Origin of the sequence: Methylorubrum populi (assembly GCA_036946625.1) — a bacterium.
Lineage (GTDB): Bacteria > Pseudomonadota > Alphaproteobacteria > Rhizobiales > Beijerinckiaceae > Methylobacterium > Methylobacterium populi_C.
Window position 1 is genome coordinate 1,031,894 of record JAQIIU010000002.1, and the last position, 18,155, is coordinate 1,050,048.

Consider the following 18,155-nt stretch of genomic DNA (forward strand, 5'->3'; position numbering starts at 1 on the left):
GCCTGTCCTGCGTCCTTGCGAGGCGAAGCCGTGGCAAACCAGGGCGCGCCCTTTCCGGACCTGTCGCGCCCTGGATCGCTTCGCGGCCGCTCGCGATGACGGAGGATGGCCAAACCCGAAGCGAACAAGCGGAAACGGTATCAGTTGCCACCGGCTGCGCGGACCCTGGCGAATGAAACCACGGCGGGCATATGCGTGACGCTGTGCTCGCTCAGATAGCGAATTTCTATTTAGTCCCGGGCGCTCTCGATGGCGGCGATCAGCGTGCGCTTGAGATCCGTTTGGCTGAAGGGCTTCTGCACCACTGGCCGGTCGCGAAACGGCTCGCGAATGCCCGCGCCGCCGTAGCCGGTCGAGAACACGATCGGCAGGTTCCGCTCGGTGATGACCTCGGCCACCGGGTAGATCGGCTCGCCCGCGACGTTCACGTCGAGGATGGCGACGGTGAAGTCCTCGCTGCGCGCCATCTCCAGGGCGGTGGCGAGACGTGCCGCGGGCCCGACGATCTCGCAGCCGAAATCGAGCAGCATGTCCTCAAGCAACATCGAGATCGCCGCCTCGTCCTCGACCACCAGCACGCGGGCGCCGGACAGACGATCCTCGTTCGAATCCACATTCACGCCCGGTCGTCTTCCCTATCGATCCGTTCCCGAACCGGAACGCTGTCTCTGGCGGACGGTCGCGTCCTGAATGTCCCGAACGGGGCCCCTCCGATACGCTTCGGAGACCGACACCCTACCCGGAAAATGTCGCCCGGCACCGGAGCCGTCGCCCGTAAAGCTGGGCGTGTCAAGCACCGGCAAGCCTCGCTCGTGCTATGCTGAGCCGGACCATGTTATTCCACGAAACATTTCGATCGCATTGTCGCGAACGGGCGACCCTCAAGGGGCGGTCCGGCCTTCGCTCCGGCCCGAGCCGACGCGCCTTCCTGGCTTCGACCGCCTTGGCGGCGCTGCCGTCCGTTGGTCGCGCCGAGCCCGCTCGCCCGATCGTGATCGGTTCGAAGAGCGACACGGAAGGTTCGCTTCTGGGAAACCTGATCGCCCTCGCTCTCGAAGGTCTCGGCTTGCCGGTGGAGCGCCGCCTCGGCCTCGGGCCGACGCTGATCGTCCGCTCGGCCCTGCTGGCAGGAGAGATCGATCTGTACCCCGAATATAGCGGCAACGTCGCCTTCTTCTCCGGCACCGAGACCGAACCGGACTGGAAGACCAGCGAGGGGGCCTACGATCAGGCCTCGCGGCGCGATGCCGCACGCGGGCTGGTCTGGCTGGCCCGGGCACCGGCCAACAACACGTGGCTCATCGCGGTTCGCGGCGCGCTCGCGCGGGCGCGAAATCTCTCCACCATGGCCGACTTCGCCGACGCCGTGCGAGAGGATCTGATCCGGCTCGCCGCCTCGACCGAGTTCGTGGAAAGCCCGGCCGCCCTGCCCTCGTTCGAGGCGGCCTACGGCTTCCGCCTGCCGCTCTCCCGCATCGTCAGCCTGCCGGGGGGCGACACCGCGGTGACGGCGCGGGCCGCGGCGGAGGGGATCGGCGGGATCAATGCCGGGATGGTCTACGGCACGGACGGGGCGCTGGCCGCGCTCGACCTCGCGGTGATGAGCGATCCCAAGGGGGCGCAGATCGTCTACGAACCGGCCCCGGTGATCCGCGCCGGCACGATCGAACGCCATCCGCAGATCCGCGGCGCCCTCGATCCCCTCTTCGCGCGCCTCGACGCCGACACCCTGCGGCATCTCAACGGAGCGATCGCGGTGGAGGGACGCACCGCCGCCGCCGTGGCGGCGGAATGGCTCGGGCGACAGGCGGACCGCCCGTGAGCGCGCGCTTCGTCTTCGGTCTCGCCGCGGCGGCCCTGCTTCCGGCGGTGTTCGCGCTGCTGCCGCTGCTGCATCTGGCCCCCAACCGCCTGGTCACCGGCGCACCGGTCATGGCACCCGCCGCGCTCGGCCCCTGGCTCTGGCCGACCGCCGGTCTCGCGGCCCTCGGGCTCGGCCTCTCGGCGGGCGGTCGCGGGCGGGCCGGCGCCGGGCTCGCGGGGCTCGCCTGTCTCGGGGCCCTCGCGCTGCTGCTGGTCGGGCTCGGATGGGGGGCCGCCGATCTGATCGCCGGCAAGCCGTCCGCGACCCGGGCACGGCTGGCTTCCGGCGCCTGGGTCGGCCTGAGCGTCCTCCTCGCCGCCCTCCCCTTCGCCACCCGGCGCGCCCGCCTGCCCGGCGGCGGCCTGATCGCGGGCGCGGCCGTCACGGTCCTGCTCGCCGGCCTCTGGCTCGCCGGCCGGATCGAGGCCCTCTCCCTCGCCGTGGAGTTCCGGGCCCGCCGCGGGGAGGTGGGCGTCGCGATCCGCGATCATCTCGCCCTCGCCCTCGGTGCCCTGACCCTCGCCGCCTGTCTCACCGCCGGCCTCGGCCTCTGGCGGCGCGGGCGCGGCGCCGTCGATCTCGCGGTGGGCGGGGTGCAGGTGGTGCCCGCCGTCGCCCTGTTCGGCGGGCTCGTCGCGGCGGTCTCGGGCCTTCTCGCGGCGGTGCCGCCGCTGCGCGGTTACGGTGTCTCCGCCCTCGGCACCGGCCCGGCGCTGGTCGGCATCGCCGCCTACCTGCTGCTGCCGCTGTGGCGCGGCCTCCATGCGGCGCTGCGCGCCCCGGACCCCGCCAGCCTCGACGCGGCCCGGGCCCTCGGGCTGACGCCCCGCCAGATCCTGACGGATCTGCGCCTGCCGCTGGGCGCGCCCGTCCTCGTCGGCGGCCTGCGCGTCGCCGCCGTGCAGGCGCTCGGGCTCGCGACCCTCGGCGCCCTCGTCGGCGCGGGCGGGCTCGGCACCCTGGTCTTCGACGGCATGGCGCAATTCGCGCCGGACCTGATCCTGCTCGGCGCGCTGCCGGTCATCGTCCTCTCACTCGCCGCCGAATGGACCCTGAGCGGCGTCGAGGCGGCGGCGCGCCGCCGGTGGCCGCGATGAGACGCCTCGTGCCGGCGCTCTCGCCGCTTCTCCTCGGCCTCGGCCTCGCGGCGGCGAGCCATCCGGCCGTCGCGGTCCTGATCCTCGGCGGGGGCGCGTACCGCCCGCTCGGCGTCGACCGCCTGACGGAACTGACGCTCAACCACCTCGCCCTCGCCGGCGGCGGGCTCTGCATCGTCGCCGTGCTCGGCATCGGGCTCGGCCTGATCGCGACGCGGCGGCGCTTCGCGGCGTCGCGGGGCGGCATCGACACGCTCGCGGCCTTCGCCCAGGCGGTGCCGCCGGTGGTGGTGGTGGCGCTCGCCCTGCCGGTCCTCGGCTTCGGCGGCCCGCCGACCCTGCTGGCGCTCGCGGCCTACGGGATCATGCCGACCCTGCGCGGCACCGTCGGCGCGTTCGAATCCGTCCCGGCGGAGGTGCGCGACGCGGCACAAGCCATCGGCCTGACCCCGGGCCAGATCCTCGCCCGGGTCGAGTTGCCGCTCGCCGCGGGCGGCCTGATCGAGGCCCTGCGCACCGCCCTGGTCCTCTCGGTCGCCGTCACCGCGGTCGGGGCGCTGGCAGGCGCCTCGACCCTGGGCACCCCGATCGTCGCGGGGCTGCAGAACCAGAACTTCGCGGCCATGCTTCAGGGGGCTCTGGCGACGGCGGCCCTGGCCTTCCTCGGCGACGCGGGGCTGCTCGCGATGCAGGGATTGGCAAAGGGAGACTGACGGGCCGCCTACTTGTCCAGGAACTCGACCGCCGCGCCCTTCTCCGTGCGGCTCGCGAGGTCGCGCGCGTCCCAGTTCGTCAGGCGGATGCAGCCGTGGGACTCCGTCTTGCCGACCTTCTCCGGCTCCGGCGTGCCGTGGATGCCGTAGGAGGGAATCGAGAGATCGATCCAGACGACGCCGACCGGGTTGTTCGGCCCCGGGTGGATCGAGAACTTCTTGCGCGCCTTGACGCCCGCGAAGCGGTACTTCGGATCGTAGGTGTACCACGGATCGAAGGCGACGGCCTTCACCTTCGCCGAACCGTCCGGCGCCGGCTTCTCCTCGCTGCCGATCGAGGCGGGATAGTCGGCCGTCAACCCACCGTCGTCGCCGTAGGCCCGGACCCTTTTCGTGCGCTTGTCGACCTCGATGCGGGCAACCTTGGGCGCCACCGGCGCCCCCTCGACCTTGCCGTCGCCGAGGGGAGGCACCGCCGCCACGACGAGGCTGCCGCCGGCCTTGTCGAGCGGCACGTCCGGGTTGAGGGCGGAGAGCAGGTCGCGCTGCATGTGGAAGCGCTCGGCCAGCATCTCCCGCGTGTTGATGTAGCGCATCGGCCCGACCTCGGCCTGCTCCTCCATCCTGCGCGGCATCTTGTCGACGAAGGGGCCTTTCACATCCTCCTCCGTGATCGTGTACCGGGTCACGACCGGATCGCGGCTCGTCGCCTGGAGCCGGTCGAACACCTCGCGGGTAAGCCGGTCGCCCGCGGGCAGCCCCTGCGCCGCGGCGAAGGCCGCGATCGCCCCGCGCAGGTTGTCGCCGTCGCGCCCGTCGATGGCGCCGGGAGAGAACCGGGCCCGGTCGAGCAGCACCTGCACCTTGACCAGCAACGGATCGGGCTTCTTCGCCGCGTCTTGCCCCGGTTTCTTCGCCGACGGCTCGGAAACCTTGTCGGTCTTCGCGTCCGGCTCGCGGAACGCCGCGTTCTCGATCGCCTCGCGGGTCAGCTTCGGAGCCTCGGATTCGGCGGCCTGCGCGGTTGCCGACAGAAGACCGAGCGCCGCCAGCGCTCCCCGCATCCACGCCCGTCCCATCGTCCGTCTACGCTCCCTGGCCCACGATCAGGGACAAGCGATGGCCAAGCCCTGCCGTTCCCGCGGCGAAAGGCGCCCGTCGGGCCCGGAGTCGGCCGCCTACTGGCAGAGGCGGTGTCCGGCGTTGCGCTCGCGCAGGTCGAGATGCAGGTGGTTGCCGTGCGCCGCGTCGCTGCCCGGCCCCAGCACCGTGCGGAAGAAGCCGCAGGCGCTCGCGCGCACCGAGGCGAGGAAGGCCGCCTCCGGCGTACCCTCGGACACGGCCGTCACCTTGAGGCCCGCCCGCTCGGCGAAGCCGTAGCCCATCACGTCGATGGCGTTGGCGAAGCTGTGCTCGCTGAGCTTGGCGTCGCTGTCGTGATTCTGGCCGCGGCAGACATAGGTGCCGCCGAGCGCCAAGCTCCTCAGGCTCTCACCCAGATCTTTTTGCGCGGCGACCTGAACCTCGGTGGCCCAGCGGGCCAGCGCTTCCGCAGCCCGGCAGGTCAGGGTCGCGGCCGGCTCCAGCGCCACGCCGTCGGCGAGCGCCGTGACATCAGGGGTCGAGGCGCGCTGCACTGGCCGTTGCCGAGCGGCGCCAGCGCCTCGAAGCGCGCGCCGAGCCGTTCCAGCCGGCGCAGGCAGGCGGTGTCGTCCGGCGCTGAGACCTTGAGCGCGAGGGCCGCCTCCCCCGACAGCTCCGGCGGACGCTCCGGCGGCAGGGGCGCCTCCGGCAGGGCGGCCGGCGAGTCCTTCGCATCCTTCGGTGCCTCCTCGGGTGCCTCCTTGGACTGGAGCGCCTCCGGCTTCTTCTCCGAACCGCTGTCCGAACCGGTCTTCGAACCCTTGGTGAGTTCCGGCGGGCGCCCCGGCGGCAGCGGCGTCACCTGCGGCGGGGGCGGGACGAGATCGTTCGGGCGCTCCGGCGGCTGGGGCGGCGGCAGCGGCACCGTCGCCGCGGGAGGTGAGCCGGACGATCTGGCCGGCTCGGCCCGGGGCGGTTCGACCCAGGCCGGGGCGGCCCACAGGCCGAGCCCGACGGCGAGGCTGGCGACGGTGGGAGACTTCATGCCGCGATCGTCCTCGCTCGCCTGGGCGCGCCCTTGCCCATCCCCTCATCCGCCGCCCGGCCCCGGCTGGCAAGGACGCGACGGCCACGCGCCGCGCGAAATCGTAAGACGATGTGGCGGGTGAGCCCTGTCACTTTGCGCAGCCCGAACCACAAACCTATGTTCAGCCCACGATCGCACGACGCTCCGCGAAGGCCCGTTCATGACAGCCGACACCGCACGCGACTTCCCCGAGGGCTCCGACGCCCGCCCGGCGACGGCGAACCCCTTCGACGCGGACGCATGGTCGACGCCCTTCGGCCTGCCGCCGTTCGAAGCGATCCGGCCGGAGCATTACGTGCCGGCCTTCGCCAGCGCCCTGAAGGCGCACGAGGCCGAGATTACGGCCGTCGCCGACGACGCCGAGGCGCCGAGCTTCGCCAACACCGTCGCGGCGATGGAGCGGGCGGGCGCGGCGCTCGACCGGGTGGCGAACGTGTTCTTCAACCTCACCGGCAGCGACACCGGCCCCGAACTGCAGGCGATCGAGCGGGCGGTCGCGCCCCAACTCGCCCGGCATTCGAGCGCGATCACTCTCGACCCGCGGCTCTGGAACCGGCTCTCGGCGATCGATGCGGAGGCGGAAGGGTTGGACGCCGAGGAACGGCGCGTGCTCGACCGCTACCGCAGCCGCTTCCGCCGCGCGGGCGCCGATCTCGCGCCGGGGGCCAAGGCGCGCATCGCCGAGATCGCGACCCGGCTCGCCGAACTCGGTACGCAATTCGCCCAGAACGTGCTCGCCGACGAGCGCGGCTTCGTTCTGCCGCTCGACGGCGAGGCCGATCTCGCCGGCCTGCCGCGTTTCCTGCGCGACACCGCCGCCGCGGCCGCCGCCGAGAGGGGCGGCGGGCACAGCCACGTCATCACCCTGTCGCGCTCGCTGATCGAGCCGTTCCTCGTCTTCTCCACCCGCCGCGACCTGCGCGAACGCGCCTACGCCGCCTGGATCCGCCGCGGCGAGAACGGCGGTGACAGCGACAACCGCAGCCTCATCTCCGAGATCGTGCGCTTGCGGGCCGAGCGGGCGCGGCTGCTCGGCTTCGACAGCTTCGCCCATCTCAAGCTCGACGACACCATGGCCGGCTCGCCCGACGCGGCGATGGACCTGCTGCGCAACGTCTGGAAGCCGGCGCTCCAGCGGGCGACCGCCGAGCGCGAGCAGCTTCAGGCCCTGGTGCGGGCGGAAGGGCACGACTTCGCCCTCGAAGCCCATGACTGGCGCCACTACTCCGAAAAGCTGAGGCGGGCCGAGCACGATCTCGACGAGGCCGCGATCAAGCCGTACCTGCCGCTGGAGGGCATGATCCGGGCGGCCTTCGACACCGCCTCGCGGCTGTTCGGCCTCGGCTTCGAGGAAATCCACGACGTGCCGCGCTACCATCCGGACGTGCGCACCTGGATCGTGCGCAACGCCGACGGCTCGGAAGTCGGCCTGTTCCTCGGCGACTACTTCGCCCGGGCCTCGAAGCGTTCGGGCGCCTGGATGAGCGCCTTCCGCTCGCAGGAGCGGCTGAACGGCGACATCAAGCCGATCATCGTCAACGTGATGAACTTCGCCCGCGCCCCTCGGACCGAGCCGACGCTCCTCTCCTTCGACGACGCGCGCACGCTGTTCCACGAGTTCGGTCACGCCCTGCACGGGCTCCTCTCCGACGTGACCTACCCGCTCCTGTCCGGCACCGCCGTCTCGCGGGACTTCGTGGAACTGCCCTCGCAGCTCTACGAGCACTGGCTGCAGCAGCCGGAGGTGCTCCGCGCCCATGCCCGCCACGTCGAGACCGGCGAGCCGATGCCGGACGCCCTGCTCGAACGGCTGCTCGCGGCGGCCACCTTCAACCAGGGCTTCGCCACGGTGGAGTATGCGGCCTCGGCCATCGTCGACATGACGCTGCACCTCTCCGCGGCCGGCGAGGACGGGCTCGACGTCACCGCCTTCGAGACGGATGCGCTGCGCCGCATCGCCATGCCGGCGGAGATCGCGGCGCGGCACCGGGCGCCGCACTTCGCGCACATCTTCTCCGGCGACGGCTATGCCGCCGGCTACTACAGCTATCTCTGGTCGGAGGTGCTGGACGCCGACGCCTTCGACGCGTTCCGCGAGGCCGGCGACATCTTCCACCCGGAGACGGCGCAGCGCCTGCGCCGCACGATCTACGGCGCGGGCAACCTGCGCGACGCGCGCGAGGCCTACACGGCGTTCCGCGGCCGGCTGCCGAACATCGAGCCGCTGCTGAAGAAGCGCGGGCTGGCGGCGTGATGCCGATGTAGCTGGCAGCGCCCGGCCTCACACCGTCATCGCGAGCGTCAGCGAAGCGATCCAGCGGCGCGACCGATCCGGAAAGGTCGGCGCGCTGGATCGCTTGCGCCGAGCCTCGCGATGACGGCGGAGCCGGGTCGTTCGATCCCTTCCCCACGATGGAGAGGGGCGCGTGGCGCTAGAACAGCCCGTCGATCTGCCCGTTGGCATCGAGCCGGATGGTGTCCGCCGCCGGCACCTTGGGCAGGCCGGGCATGGTCATGATCTCACCGCAGATCACCACGACGAAGCCGGCGCCCGCCGAGAGTCGCACGTCCCGCACCGAGACGAGGTGGCCCGAGGGCGCGCCCATCAGGGTCGGGTCGGTCGAGAACGAGTACTGCGTCTTGGCCATGCAGATCGGCAGGTGGCCGTAGCCGTCCTTCTCGAAACCCGCGAGCTTGGTCGCCGCCTTCGATTCGATCCGGATGTCGGCCGCGCCGTAGAGCTTGGTCGCGATCGCCTTGATCTTGTCGGTGAGCTTGGTCCCGGTCTCGTAGGCGAAGCTCAGCGGCTTCTGCTCGCCCTCGGCGAGCTTCACCACCGCCTGCGCCAGCGCCTCGGCGCCGGCGCCGCCCTCCGCCCAGTGCTTGCAGGTGATCGCCTCGACCTGGAGCCGGTCGCGGCACAATTCCTTCAGCCGGGCGTGCTCGGCATCGGTGTCCTGAAAGAAATGGTTCACACCGACGACGACGGGCAGGCCGAAGCTGCGGACGTTCTTCACGTGGCGCTCGAGATTCGCAAAACCCTTCTCCAGCGCGTCGAGGTTCTCGCCCGCGAGATCCTTCTTGTCGACGCCGCCGTGCATCTTGAGGGCGCGCACGGTGGCGACGATCACCACCGCCGAGGGCTTGAGGCCGGTCTGGCGGCACTTGATGTCGATGAACTTCTCCGCACCGAGGTCCGCGCCGAAGCCGGCCTCCGTCACCGTGTAGTCGGCCAGCCGCAGGCCGGTGCGGGTGGCGATCACCGAATTGCAGCCGTGGGCGATGTTGGCGAAGGGGCCGCCGTGGATCAGGGCCGGGTTGCCCTCCAGCGTCTGCACGAGGTTCGGCTGCAGCGCGTCCTTGAGCAGCACCGTCATGGCGCCGGTGGCCTTCACCTCGGCCAGCGTCACCGGCTTGCGGTCGCGGGTCTCGGCGATGACGATGCGGCCGAGCCGCTCCTCCAGATCCGCGAGGTCCTTCGCGAGGCAGAACACCGCCATCACCTCGGAGGCGACCGTGATGTCGAACCCGTCCTCGCGCGGAAAGCCGTTGGCGACGCCGCCGAGCGACTGGTTGATGACGCGCAGCGCCCGGTCGTTCATGTCGACCACGCGGCGCCAGTGGATGCGGCGCACGTCGATGTCGAGCTCGTTCGCCCAGTAGATGTGGTTGTCGATCAGCGCCGCGGCGAGGGCGTGGGCCGAGGTGATGGCGTGGAAGTCGCCGGTGAAGTGCAGGTTGATCTGCTCCATCGGCACGACCTGCGCCTTGCCGCCGCCGGCCGCGCCGCCCTTCATGCCGAAGCAGGGGCCGAGCGAGGGCTCGCGCAGGCACATCACCGCCCGCTTGCCGATGCGGTTGAGCGCGTCGCCGAGGCCGACCGTCGTCGTGGTCTTGCCCTCGCCCGCGGGCGTCGGCGAGATCGCGGTGACGAGCACCAGCTTGCCCTCGGGCCTGCCGTCCAGCGACGTGATGAAGCCGTGGTCGATCTTGGCGATGTGCCGGCCGTAGTTGTGGAGCGCCTCGTCGGGGATGCCGAGCTTTTCGGCGACCTGGGCGATGGGCTTCAGGGTCGCCGCGCGGGCGATCTCGATGTCTGAGGGCATTTCTCTCACCGTCGTTTCTTGTCGGCCGGGCTGGCGGCGCGCCTGAGCGGACGACCCGGCCACGATTACCCGATCGTCGCAGTTTGAGCGAAACGGCGAGGAAAAGCGTCTCGGATTTTTTTGATTCCGACCGTTAAGTTTCTTCAGGGGACGGAGCGCGATCCGCGGCGCCCGATCGTCGGCGATGCCGGGCGAACCCGGATCAGCCGGTCATCGCGGTCGCGGTGTAGCCGGCCCCGGTCAGCGCCTGCGCCACGTCGAGGCTCTGGGCGCGGGTGGTCGCGGCGACGCTGCCCGATCCGACATCGACGGCGACCCGCGCCTCCGGATCGAGGCGGCGGATCGCGCGGCGCACCGCCTCGGCGCAGCCCTCGCAGGTCATCCCCTCCACGCGCATCCTCAGCTCGATCGGGCCCCGATCCATGATGGCGGTCTCCTGCCTTCTTCGTCGCCCGCCCATGTGGCCCCGGGATCGCGCGCGGCAAGCCGGGCACGGCTTCGCACCGAATGCACGGGGAGAAGCCGGCACGCCGCCTTGCAGCGGAGGTCGGGCTCGGCGACATTGGGGTTACGACGAGCCGGGCGCGTACCCTCACGCCAGCCGGTGCGTTTCAGCCACACGCTTCGCGGGCGCCCGCCCCGCATCGTGCACGAGAAGCCCGGCCGCGGCCGCCAGACAGAAACGCGTCGATCGACGGTGAAGACACCGAAAGCCCGTACGATCCGCCCCCGCGGCACCCCGTGGATCCTCGGCCTCATCGGCGTCCTGATCCTCGTCCCGCTGGCCCTGATCGCGCCGCTCGCAGCGATCGCTACGGTGTCGGGACTCGCCGTCGTCGGCGGATCGCTGCTGTGGCGGCGCCTCGCCAACGTCGCTGCCGCGCAGGAGGTCGTGTCGAAGGAGATCGGCGTGCTGTCCCAGCGCCTGGTGAAGCTGGAATCGGTCGCCGCCGCCCTGGTCCAGACGCGCATGACGGCTGCTGCGGGGGCGCAGCCGTCCGCGTCCTCCTCCGACGAGGCGGTCCGCGCGCTCGACGCGCGGCTCGCCTCCGGCATCGAGGAGGTGACCGCCGAGATCGGCATCCTCAGCGGCATCGTGCGCGAACTCGCCTCGGTGGTGGCCACGCAGGACGGCGACATCGCCCAGTTGAAGACGCAGGCGCAGGCCGCGGCGGTGGCGCCGGTTCCGGCCCGCAAGGCGCCCGCGGCGCCTCCGCCCGCTCCCGTCCCGTCCGAGCCCGAGGCACCGCCGATGCGGCTCGTTCCGCGCACCACGCCGCCCGCCCTCCGCGTGCCCGATCCCTTCGCGACGGTCGCGGACGAGATCCCGCTGATCGAGGCCTTCGACGGCGAGGGGCTCGAAGTCTATCTCCAGCCGGTCGTCACCCTGCCGCAGCGCAAGGTCGTGGCCTACGAGGCGCTGGCGCGGCTCAAGGTCGGCGAGGCGGTGCTGGCGCCGGAGACCTTCCTGCCGGTGCTGGAGCGGCACGGCCGCACCACGGCGCTCGACCGGCGCATGCTCCAGCGCGTCGCCACGATCGCGCGGCATCTCCAGGGGCGCGGCAGTTCGGCCTCGGTCAGCTACAGCCTCTCGCCGCAATCCCTGTTCGAGCCGGGCTTCCTGCGCTCGCTCGGGCGCCTCGTCAGCGAGGGGCCGGAACTGGCCGGGCGTGTCGTGATCGCGCTGCCGCAGGCGAGCTGGCGCAGCCTCGACGCCGAGCAGGCGGCGCTGCTGGCGGGCCTGCGGGGCCGGATCGGCTTCGTGATGGATCGCCCGATCGACCTGCGCTTCGACCCGACCGCGCTCGCCGAGCGCGGCATCACCCAGGTGAAGCTCGCCGCCGCCATGCTGCTGCGCCCGCTCGCCCGCGAGACGATGCCGGACATCGCGCTGGAGGATCTGGTCGCCTCGCTCGCCCGCGCCGGCATCCGCCTCGTGGCGACCGGGGTCGAGGCCGAGACCGAGGTGCCCGACCTGATCGATCTCGACGTGCCGCTGGCGCAGGGCGGCGTGTTCGCCGTGCCCCGCGCGGTGCGGGCCGAGGTGCTGTCCGCCGCGCCCGACGCGGCGCCGCCTCCGCCGTCCCCCGATCCGCCGCCGAGCCCGCCGCCGCAGCGCCGCCCCTTCCGGGATTTCTTGCGCAGGACCGGGTGACGATCGGACGTCAGCCCCGGGCGGCGTCGCGCTCCAGGCGCTTGCGCAGGCGGGAGGCGCCGTAGGCTTCCGCCAGACGCCGGCGCGCCGCGTGCACGGGCGGCGCCTCGCGCTCGGCGCGGGCCGCGGCGATCACCAGCAGCGTCGCCGCGATGGAATGGTGCAGTCGCCCCTGTGCCCGGGCGCGGTCGAGGGCCTCCCCGGATGCGCGATCCGGCCGATCGGTCTTCGCCATGGTCCAGCCCCTGCGGATTCCCTGATCGGATCCCCGCGTCCTTCTTCCGGGACGACCTGGACCGTTTTTCGCAAGGCCGATGACCGGATCAAGGCAGCTTGGCTGTGACGATGGGGAGATAGCCCCGGTTCAGGCGAACAGCGCGTCGATGGCGTCCTGGGCCGTGGCCGGCCCTCCCATCTGCGGGCCGTTGAGCAGCAGCGACTCGCTGCGGCTGCGGCGGTCGGCCTCCATCTCGTCGATGCCGGCGGCATCGCGGGCCTTCACCGCCGTGCTGAAGCGCGCGAGCCGGCCTTCGAGCTGGCTCATCGCCTCCGCCACCTTGGCGATGCGCTGGCCGGTGATGTCCTGAAAGGCGCAGGCCTCGAAGATGTCGTAGATCTTGGCCTCGACCGCCTCGCGGTAGTCCGGCCCCGCCGGCAGCCCGAGGATCGACTCGGCGGTGCCCATGATGGAGTTGGTGGCGCCCGCCGTGGCCGCCACCACCTCGCTCAGCTCCTCGTGCACCATCGGCAGGCGGTCGCGGGTCAGCTCGTTGGCCCGCAACAGGGCGATCGCGTCCCGCAGGTTGGCGATGTAGTCGGCGATGTCGAGGAGTTCCCTCACCATCGCCGAAGGGGTGGAGGTCTGCGGCCGGCCGTCGCGTGCCACTGCCATCGGTCTCATGGGCGATCTCTCGCGAGGCTTGGTCGTTCATCCGCTCGGCGGGCGGCCGGGTTCAGCGGCCGCCGCGCCGGTGGCGGTCCGTGGGGATCAGGCTCCGCAGACCGCCTCGATCTTCGACTTGAGGGTCGCGGCGTTGAAGGGCTTGACGATGTAGTTGTTCACGCCGGCCTTCTTGGCGGCGATGACGTTCTCGGTCTTCGACTCGGCGGTGACCATGATGAACGGCGTGGTGCGCAGGCCCTCGTCGGCGCGGACGTGCCGCAGCAGCTCGTAGCCGGTCATCGGCTCCATGTTCCAGTCGGAGATGACGAGGCCGTACTTGCGGCCCTTCAGGCGGGCGAGCGCCGCCGTGCCGTCGGAGGCGTCGTCCACGTCCTCGAAGCCGAGCTGCTTGAGGAGGTTGCGGATGATGCGCACCATGGTCTGGTAGTCGTCGACCACCAGGATGGGCATGCTGAGGTCGAGGGCCATGTGACGTGTGCTCCGATTGTCCCTGGTCGCTGCTGGCGGCGCGCGGCCCCTCCCCTTGCGATCGATGCCGCATCGACGGGCGAGGACGGAGCTGCCTTCCGTACCCGGGACAATAGGCGAGGCCCATTGCGAAGCCGTTAATCGGCATCCGCCGCACGATCCTGGCCGTATCGGCCGTTTCAGGGCCATCGCTTCAAGCGATGGCCCTGGTTTCTTGGCCAGCCTCAGTCGCCGGCGCCCGCCTCCGCGGGCTCAGGCTTTCGCTCCGCTCGATGCTTCTCAGGACCATGGTCCTGAGAAGCCCGCTCCGCGCGGCGCTCTTCGCGCCGCGAAGCCGCTCAAGCGGCTTCGAGCGATGGGCTTGTCGGCCGTTTCCGGTTCGCTTGACCGGACGGGCCGATTTCGCCAAGTCTCCGGCCCGCGCGGCGGGGTCGAGGCGAACGCGGACGGCCGTTCCCGCCGACGCTGCCAGCCAGACCCGCGGCCATCCGATCGCAGGAGCCGATGCCCTCAGGCGATGACAACGCCGTGCCGCCCGTCGCGACCGGCCTCCCCTCCCCGCGACCCTTCGCGGTCTGTCGCGAGGACGATCCGGTGCCCCGGGCGCTCGCCGGCGCCGTGGTCGCGCTCGGCAACTTCGACGGCGTGCATCGCGGGCACCGGGCGCTGATCGAGACCGTCCGCTCCGAGGCCGGGACGCGCCCCGCCGCCGTGCTGACCTTCGAGCCGCATCCGCGCGCCTTCTTCGCCCCCGACCAGCCGATGTTCCGCCTCACCGGCCCCCGCGCCAAGGAGATCGTGTTCGCCCGCCTCGGCCTCGACGGGTTGATCGTGCGCCGCTTCGACGCGCGGCTCGCCGGCACCCGTGCCGGGGACTTCGTCGTGGGATGGCTGCGCGACGGGCTCGGCCTGTCCGGCGTGGTGATCGGCCACGACTTCCATTTCGGCCGCGGGCGCGAGGGCTCGCCGGGGATGCTGGCGGAACTCTGCAGCCGGGCCGGCCTGTCCTGCCGCGTCGTCGCCGCGGTCTCGGCGCTGCCCGGCGACGCACCGATCTCGTCGAGCGCGATCCGGACCGCCCTCGCCGCAGGTGACGTGGCGCGGGCCAACGACCTCCTCGGCTATCGCTGGTTCGTGCTGGCGCAGGTGCGCCACGGCGACAAGCGCGGGCGCACGCTGGGCTACCCCACCGCCAACCTCGCGCTCGATGCCTGCGGCCTCGCCCACGGCATCTACGCCGTGCGGGTCCGGCTGGCCGATGGCAGCCTGCGCGACGGCGTGGCGAGCTACGGCCGCCGCCCGACCTTCGACGACGGGGCGCCGTTGCTCGAAGTCCACCTGTTCGACTTCGCGGGCGACCTCTACGGCCAGGAGGTCGCCGTCGAGATTCTTTCGTATCTGCGCGGCGAGGAGCGCTTCGCCAGCGCCGAGGCACTGGTCGCCCGGATGGACGTCGATTCGGCGCGGGCGCGGGCGGCGATCCGGACGGACCGCGTGCCGTCGATGCTGGGCTGAGCGGGCTCTCTCGGCGTTCGGGCCGGCTCTTGCGCGCGCGGATGCCGCGCGCGAATGCCGCGCAAGAGCCGGCAGCGCCGCGGTCTCGCACCGCGTCGCCTGACGGAATACCGCCGGCGAACGGAGTTTCGACGACGCGACAACCTCATCCGGCTCCCGTCGCGCCCTCGTTTGGGGTCTTGACGCCGTGCCACGGATCGGCGCCTGCATCTCGTAGATTTCCGAACCGCTTGGGTTTATGAGACCTGTATGCCGACTGTGCTCAGGATCGGAGCCTTCCGCGTGGTGATCTACCCGAACGACCATCGGCCCGCGCACGTCCATGCGATCGGCCCCAACGGAGAGGCCGTCTTTCTGTTGAACTGCCCCAACGGACCGACCGCGATACGTGAGGCCCGCGGGTTGGGCCTCCGGGAGGCGCAGACCATCGTGCGTGAGCTTGATGCGTGGGCGCAGGCCCTGTGCGCCTCGTGGGAGACGATCCATGGATGAAGCTGAATTCCACCTCGCAGAGGCCCGCGGACGCGAGACCGCGAGCGGTCCCATCGCCGTATCGGCCCACTATCTCCCAACCCGCCGGATGCTCGTGGTCACTCTCTCCACCGGTGTGGAGTTGCGGGTGCCGGTGGAGTTGGTTGAGGGGCTGGCGAAGGCACCGTCAGCAGCATTGAGCGTGATCGAGATCACGCCGGCCGGCACCGGCCTTCATTTCCCCCGGCTCGACGCCGACGTGTTCGTACCCGCGCTCGTGACCGGCATCACCGGTTCGCGCGCCTGGATGGCCCAGCAGCTTGGGCGCATTGGCGGGAAGGCGCGCACGGGATCGAAGATCGACGCCGCGCGTGCGAACGGTCGCCTTGGAGGGCGACCGCGCAAGGCCGGCTGACCAACTTCCATAGCGGGTCAGAACGCTCCCGCCCGCTCCAGAAGGCGCGGATCGACATCGGTCAGATCGTCGGCTTCCTCTTGCTCCCGGTAGGCCCTCACGTCGATGCCACGATGGAGGTTGGTCCCTTTGACCTTGATGCGCGGAAACTTACCGCCGGATCGCTTCGGCTCCGTCTCGCAATGACAGAGTAGAGAGTTCCAGATCGTCCTTGCGAGCCGTCAGGCGAAGCAGTCCGGCACCGCGACGGCACCGGAAGGAGCATCCGAGCGGGCCCGACGCCATCCCGCCTCACGACGACGGTGTTGAGGATCCGGAAGGCCCGCCGCTCAGAGCATGCTCGGCAGGATGCGATCCGGCGGGCGGTGGCCGTCCATGAAGGTCTTGATGTTGATGATGACCTTCTCGCCCATGTCGGTGCGGCTCTCCTGCGTCGCCGAGCCCATATGCGGCAGCAGCACCACCTTGCCCGTGCGGGCGAGCCGCACGAGGCGCGGGCTCACCGCAGGCTCCTGCTCGAACACGTCGAGGCCCGCGGCCGAGATCTCGCCGCCCTCGATCAGGCGCGCCAGGGCGTTCTCGTCGATCACCTCGCCGCGGGCGGTGTTGACGACGATCGCCTCGGGCTTGAGCAGCTTGAGGCGGCGGGCCGAGAGCAGGTGGTAGGTCGCGGGCGTGTGCGGGCAGTTGACCGAGACGATGTCCACCCGCGCCAGCATCTGATCGAGGGATTCCCAGTAGGTCGCATCGAGTGATTCCTCGATATGCGTCGGCACCCGGCGGCGGTTGTGATAGTGGATCGACAGGCCGAACGCCTTGGCCCGGCGGGCGAGCGCCTGGCCGATGCGGCCCATGCCGACGATGCCGAGGCGTTTCCCGGTGATGCGCCGGCCGAGCATCCAGGTCGGCGACCAGCCCGTGCTCCAGTCGTCGTCGGGGATGATGCGCGCGCCTTCCGCGATCCGGCGGGCCACCGCCAGGATCAGCGCCATGGTCATGTCGGCGGTGTCCTCGGTCAGCACGCCCGGCGTGTTGGTGACCGTGATGCCCCGCTCCAGCGCCGCGGCGACGTCGATATGGTCGACGCCGTTTCCGAAATTGGCGATCAGCCGCAGGTTCGGTCCGGCCTGGGCGAGGAGGCCGGAGCCGATCTCGTCGGTCACGGTCGGCACCAGCACGTCGGCCTCCCGGACCGCGGCGGCCAGAGCCTCCTGCGACAGCGGCGCGTCGTCGTGGTTGAGGCGGGTATCGAACAGTTCGCGCATGCGCGTCTCGACCGCGTCCGGCAGGCGCCGCGTCACGACCACCAGCGGCTTGCGCTTCAACGACGACATGTTCCCTCCCAGCGACGCCGTCCCGCGTTCCCGGCCTGCGCCGCCCGCCTCGCCGCGGTGCCGCGACGAGGCCGGCTTACGCTCCCTTAACCATGGCGCGGCCAGATGGAGCGCAGGCGGACCGGGCTTGCCGGAGCGCCGCAGGACGTTCGGCCTCTCTAGCAGAGAGGTCGGCGAACACAATGCGGCCCTGACCCGGATGGATCAGTGCCGGAGGGCCGACCGTTCGAGCGCCGGCCCGCGGACGGTTCCGGCACGCGCCGAAACGTCTCTCGCGGGAACGACCTGAGAACGATTCTGGAGCCACGGATCGGAGACGAGGCACGATGCGCCCGCCTGAGCTTCCCCCGACGAACCCCGCCCGCCTCGCCCTGCTCGCGGCCCTGCTCGCCCTGTCGGTGCCGCTCACCGCCGAGGCCGCGCCGCCGCCGGCGCCGGAGGTCGGCAAGGGACCGGTGACCAAGCTGCCCCTGCCGCGCTACGCCAGCCTGAAGACCAACCGCGTCAACCTGCGTGAGGGGCCCTCGAAGGACCACCGCACCCTCTGGGTGTTCCAGCGCGAAGGCCTGCCGGTCGAGATCGTCGCCGAGTTCGAAACGTGGCGTCGCATCCGCGATTCGGAGGGGACCGAGGGCTGGGTGCTGCACTCGCTGCTGTCGGGCCGCCGCACCGCGGTGGTGATCCCGCCCTCCGGCGAGCGGGCCGACGCGGCCAAGGCCACCGTGCCTCTGGTCGCTCGCGCCGACGACCAGTCGGCCGAGCAGGCGCGGCTGCAGCCCGGGGTGATCGGCAGCGTGAAGGGGTGCACCGGCACGTGGTGCCGTCTCGTGGTGCCGCTGCCGGACAAGCGCGGCGACGTCGACGGCTACATCCGCCAGAACCGCCTCTGGGGCGTCTACCCCGACGAGCGGGTGGAGTGACGAAAAAGGGCCCGGAGATCCGG

The 18,155-nt window shown here is 71.6% G+C and carries 17 protein-coding genes and 1 pseudogene; 9 read left to right on the forward strand and 9 right to left on the reverse strand.

Going from position 1 to position 18,155, the window contains the following annotated elements; all coding sequences use genetic code 11:
- Window positions 1-230 precede the first annotated feature (230 nt).
- On the reverse strand, window positions 231-620 hold the full coding sequence (locus tag PGN25_06920) for a response regulator (protein ID MEH3117332.1): 390 nt from the start codon (window positions 618-620) through the stop codon (window positions 231-233).
- A gap of 323 nt (window positions 621-943) precedes the next feature.
- On the opposite strand from PGN25_06920, the gene PGN25_06925 reads away from it, so the two are divergent.
- From PGN25_06925 to PGN25_06935, 3 genes are read left to right on the forward strand one after another with little or no spacing between them, the layout of a single operon-like run.
- Entirely contained in the window at window positions 944-1,822 is an 879-nt protein-coding gene (locus PGN25_06925; GenBank protein ID MEH3117333.1) for an ABC transporter substrate-binding protein, read from the forward strand.
- Complete coding sequence (locus PGN25_06930; GenBank protein MEH3117334.1) at window positions 1,819-2,961, forward strand: ABC transporter permease subunit; 1,143 nt, start codon at window positions 1,819-1,821, stop codon at window positions 2,959-2,961. Before PGN25_06925 ends, PGN25_06930 begins: the two co-directional genes overlap by 4 nt.
- Window positions 2,958-3,674 (forward strand): ABC transporter permease subunit, encoded by a 717-nt coding sequence (locus PGN25_06935; protein ID MEH3117335.1) that lies wholly within the window; start codon window positions 2,958-2,960, stop codon window positions 3,672-3,674. The genes PGN25_06930 and PGN25_06935 overlap by 4 nt, the downstream gene beginning before the upstream one ends.
- Before the next feature lie 8 nt (window positions 3,675-3,682).
- Here PGN25_06935 and PGN25_06940 read toward each other — a convergent pair whose 3' ends face one another.
- A complete protein-coding gene (locus tag PGN25_06940; GenBank protein MEH3117336.1) occupies window positions 3,683-4,753 on the reverse strand; it encodes a L,D-transpeptidase in 1,071 nt (356 codons plus the stop codon).
- Window positions 4,754-4,852: 99 nt separating this feature from the next.
- A pseudogene (locus tag PGN25_06945) lies at window positions 4,853-5,802 on the reverse strand (extensin family protein).
- A 202-nt stretch (window positions 5,803-6,004) separates the two neighbouring features.
- On the opposite strand from PGN25_06945, the gene PGN25_06950 reads away from it, so the two are divergent.
- Entirely contained in the window at window positions 6,005-8,098 is a 2,094-nt protein-coding gene (locus tag PGN25_06950; protein MEH3117337.1) for a M3 family metallopeptidase, read from the forward strand.
- A gap of 178 nt (window positions 8,099-8,276) precedes the next feature.
- Here PGN25_06950 and PGN25_06955 read toward each other — a convergent pair whose 3' ends face one another.
- Window positions 8,277-9,950 carry a formate--tetrahydrofolate ligase gene (locus PGN25_06955; GenBank protein MEH3117338.1) on the reverse strand — a complete coding sequence of 558 codons (1,674 nt, stop codon included), beginning with the start codon at window positions 9,948-9,950 and terminating at the stop codon, window positions 8,277-8,279.
- Window positions 9,951-10,152: 202 nt separating this feature from the next.
- Window positions 10,153-10,374 carry a heavy-metal-associated domain-containing protein gene (locus tag PGN25_06960; GenBank protein MEH3117339.1) on the reverse strand — a complete coding sequence of 74 codons (222 nt, stop codon included), beginning with the start codon at window positions 10,372-10,374 and terminating at the stop codon, window positions 10,153-10,155.
- A gap of 273 nt (window positions 10,375-10,647) precedes the next feature.
- Here PGN25_06960 and PGN25_06965 point away from each other — a divergent pair, with 273 nt between their 5' ends.
- Window positions 10,648-12,105 (forward strand): EAL domain-containing protein, encoded by a 1,458-nt coding sequence (locus PGN25_06965; GenBank protein MEH3117340.1) that lies wholly within the window; start codon window positions 10,648-10,650, stop codon window positions 12,103-12,105.
- Between the two features lie 10 nt (window positions 12,106-12,115).
- Here PGN25_06965 and PGN25_06970 read toward each other — a convergent pair whose 3' ends face one another.
- The 3 genes from PGN25_06970 to PGN25_06980 all read right to left on the reverse strand — a co-directional run bounded on the left by PGN25_06970 (window position 12,116) and on the right by PGN25_06980 (window position 13,477).
- Window positions 12,116-12,340 carry a hypothetical protein gene (locus tag PGN25_06970; protein MEH3117341.1) on the reverse strand — a complete coding sequence of 75 codons (225 nt, stop codon included), beginning with the start codon at window positions 12,338-12,340 and terminating at the stop codon, window positions 12,116-12,118.
- Window positions 12,341-12,469: 129 nt separating this feature from the next.
- A complete protein-coding gene (locus PGN25_06975; GenBank protein ID MEH3117342.1) occupies window positions 12,470-13,006 on the reverse strand; it encodes a protein phosphatase CheZ in 537 nt (178 codons plus the stop codon).
- An 87-nt stretch (window positions 13,007-13,093) separates the two neighbouring features.
- Window positions 13,094-13,477, reverse strand: coding sequence for a response regulator (locus tag PGN25_06980; GenBank protein ID MEH3117343.1), 384 nt, complete (start codon window positions 13,475-13,477; stop codon window positions 13,094-13,096).
- Window positions 13,478-13,981: 504 nt separating this feature from the next.
- Between PGN25_06980 and PGN25_06985 the strand changes: the two genes are divergently transcribed.
- The 3 genes from PGN25_06985 to PGN25_06995 all read left to right on the forward strand — a co-directional run bounded on the left by PGN25_06985 (window position 13,982) and on the right by PGN25_06995 (window position 15,878).
- Complete coding sequence (locus PGN25_06985) at window positions 13,982-14,992, forward strand: bifunctional riboflavin kinase/FAD synthetase (GenBank protein MEH3117344.1); 1,011 nt, start codon at window positions 13,982-13,984, stop codon at window positions 14,990-14,992.
- Between the two features lie 282 nt (window positions 14,993-15,274).
- A complete protein-coding gene (locus PGN25_06990) occupies window positions 15,275-15,484 on the forward strand; it encodes a DUF4160 domain-containing protein (protein ID MEH3117345.1) in 210 nt (69 codons plus the stop codon).
- Window positions 15,477-15,878 carry a DUF2442 domain-containing protein gene (locus PGN25_06995; GenBank protein MEH3117346.1) on the forward strand — a complete coding sequence of 134 codons (402 nt, stop codon included), beginning with the start codon at window positions 15,477-15,479 and terminating at the stop codon, window positions 15,876-15,878. Before PGN25_06990 ends, PGN25_06995 begins: the two co-directional genes overlap by 8 nt.
- Before the next feature lie 329 nt (window positions 15,879-16,207).
- Here the strand turns inward: PGN25_06995 and PGN25_07000 are convergent, their stop codons facing one another.
- The gene (locus PGN25_07000) at window positions 16,208-17,212 is read right to left on the reverse strand and encodes a D-glycerate dehydrogenase (protein MEH3117347.1); all 1,005 of its coding nucleotides are present in this window, start codon (window positions 17,210-17,212) and stop codon (window positions 16,208-16,210) included.
- A gap of 326 nt (window positions 17,213-17,538) precedes the next feature.
- Here PGN25_07000 and PGN25_07005 point away from each other — a divergent pair, with 326 nt between their 5' ends.
- Entirely contained in the window at window positions 17,539-18,132 is a 594-nt protein-coding gene (locus PGN25_07005) for an SH3 domain-containing protein (protein MEH3117348.1), read from the forward strand.
- The last annotated feature ends 23 nt before the right edge of the window (window positions 18,133-18,155 follow it).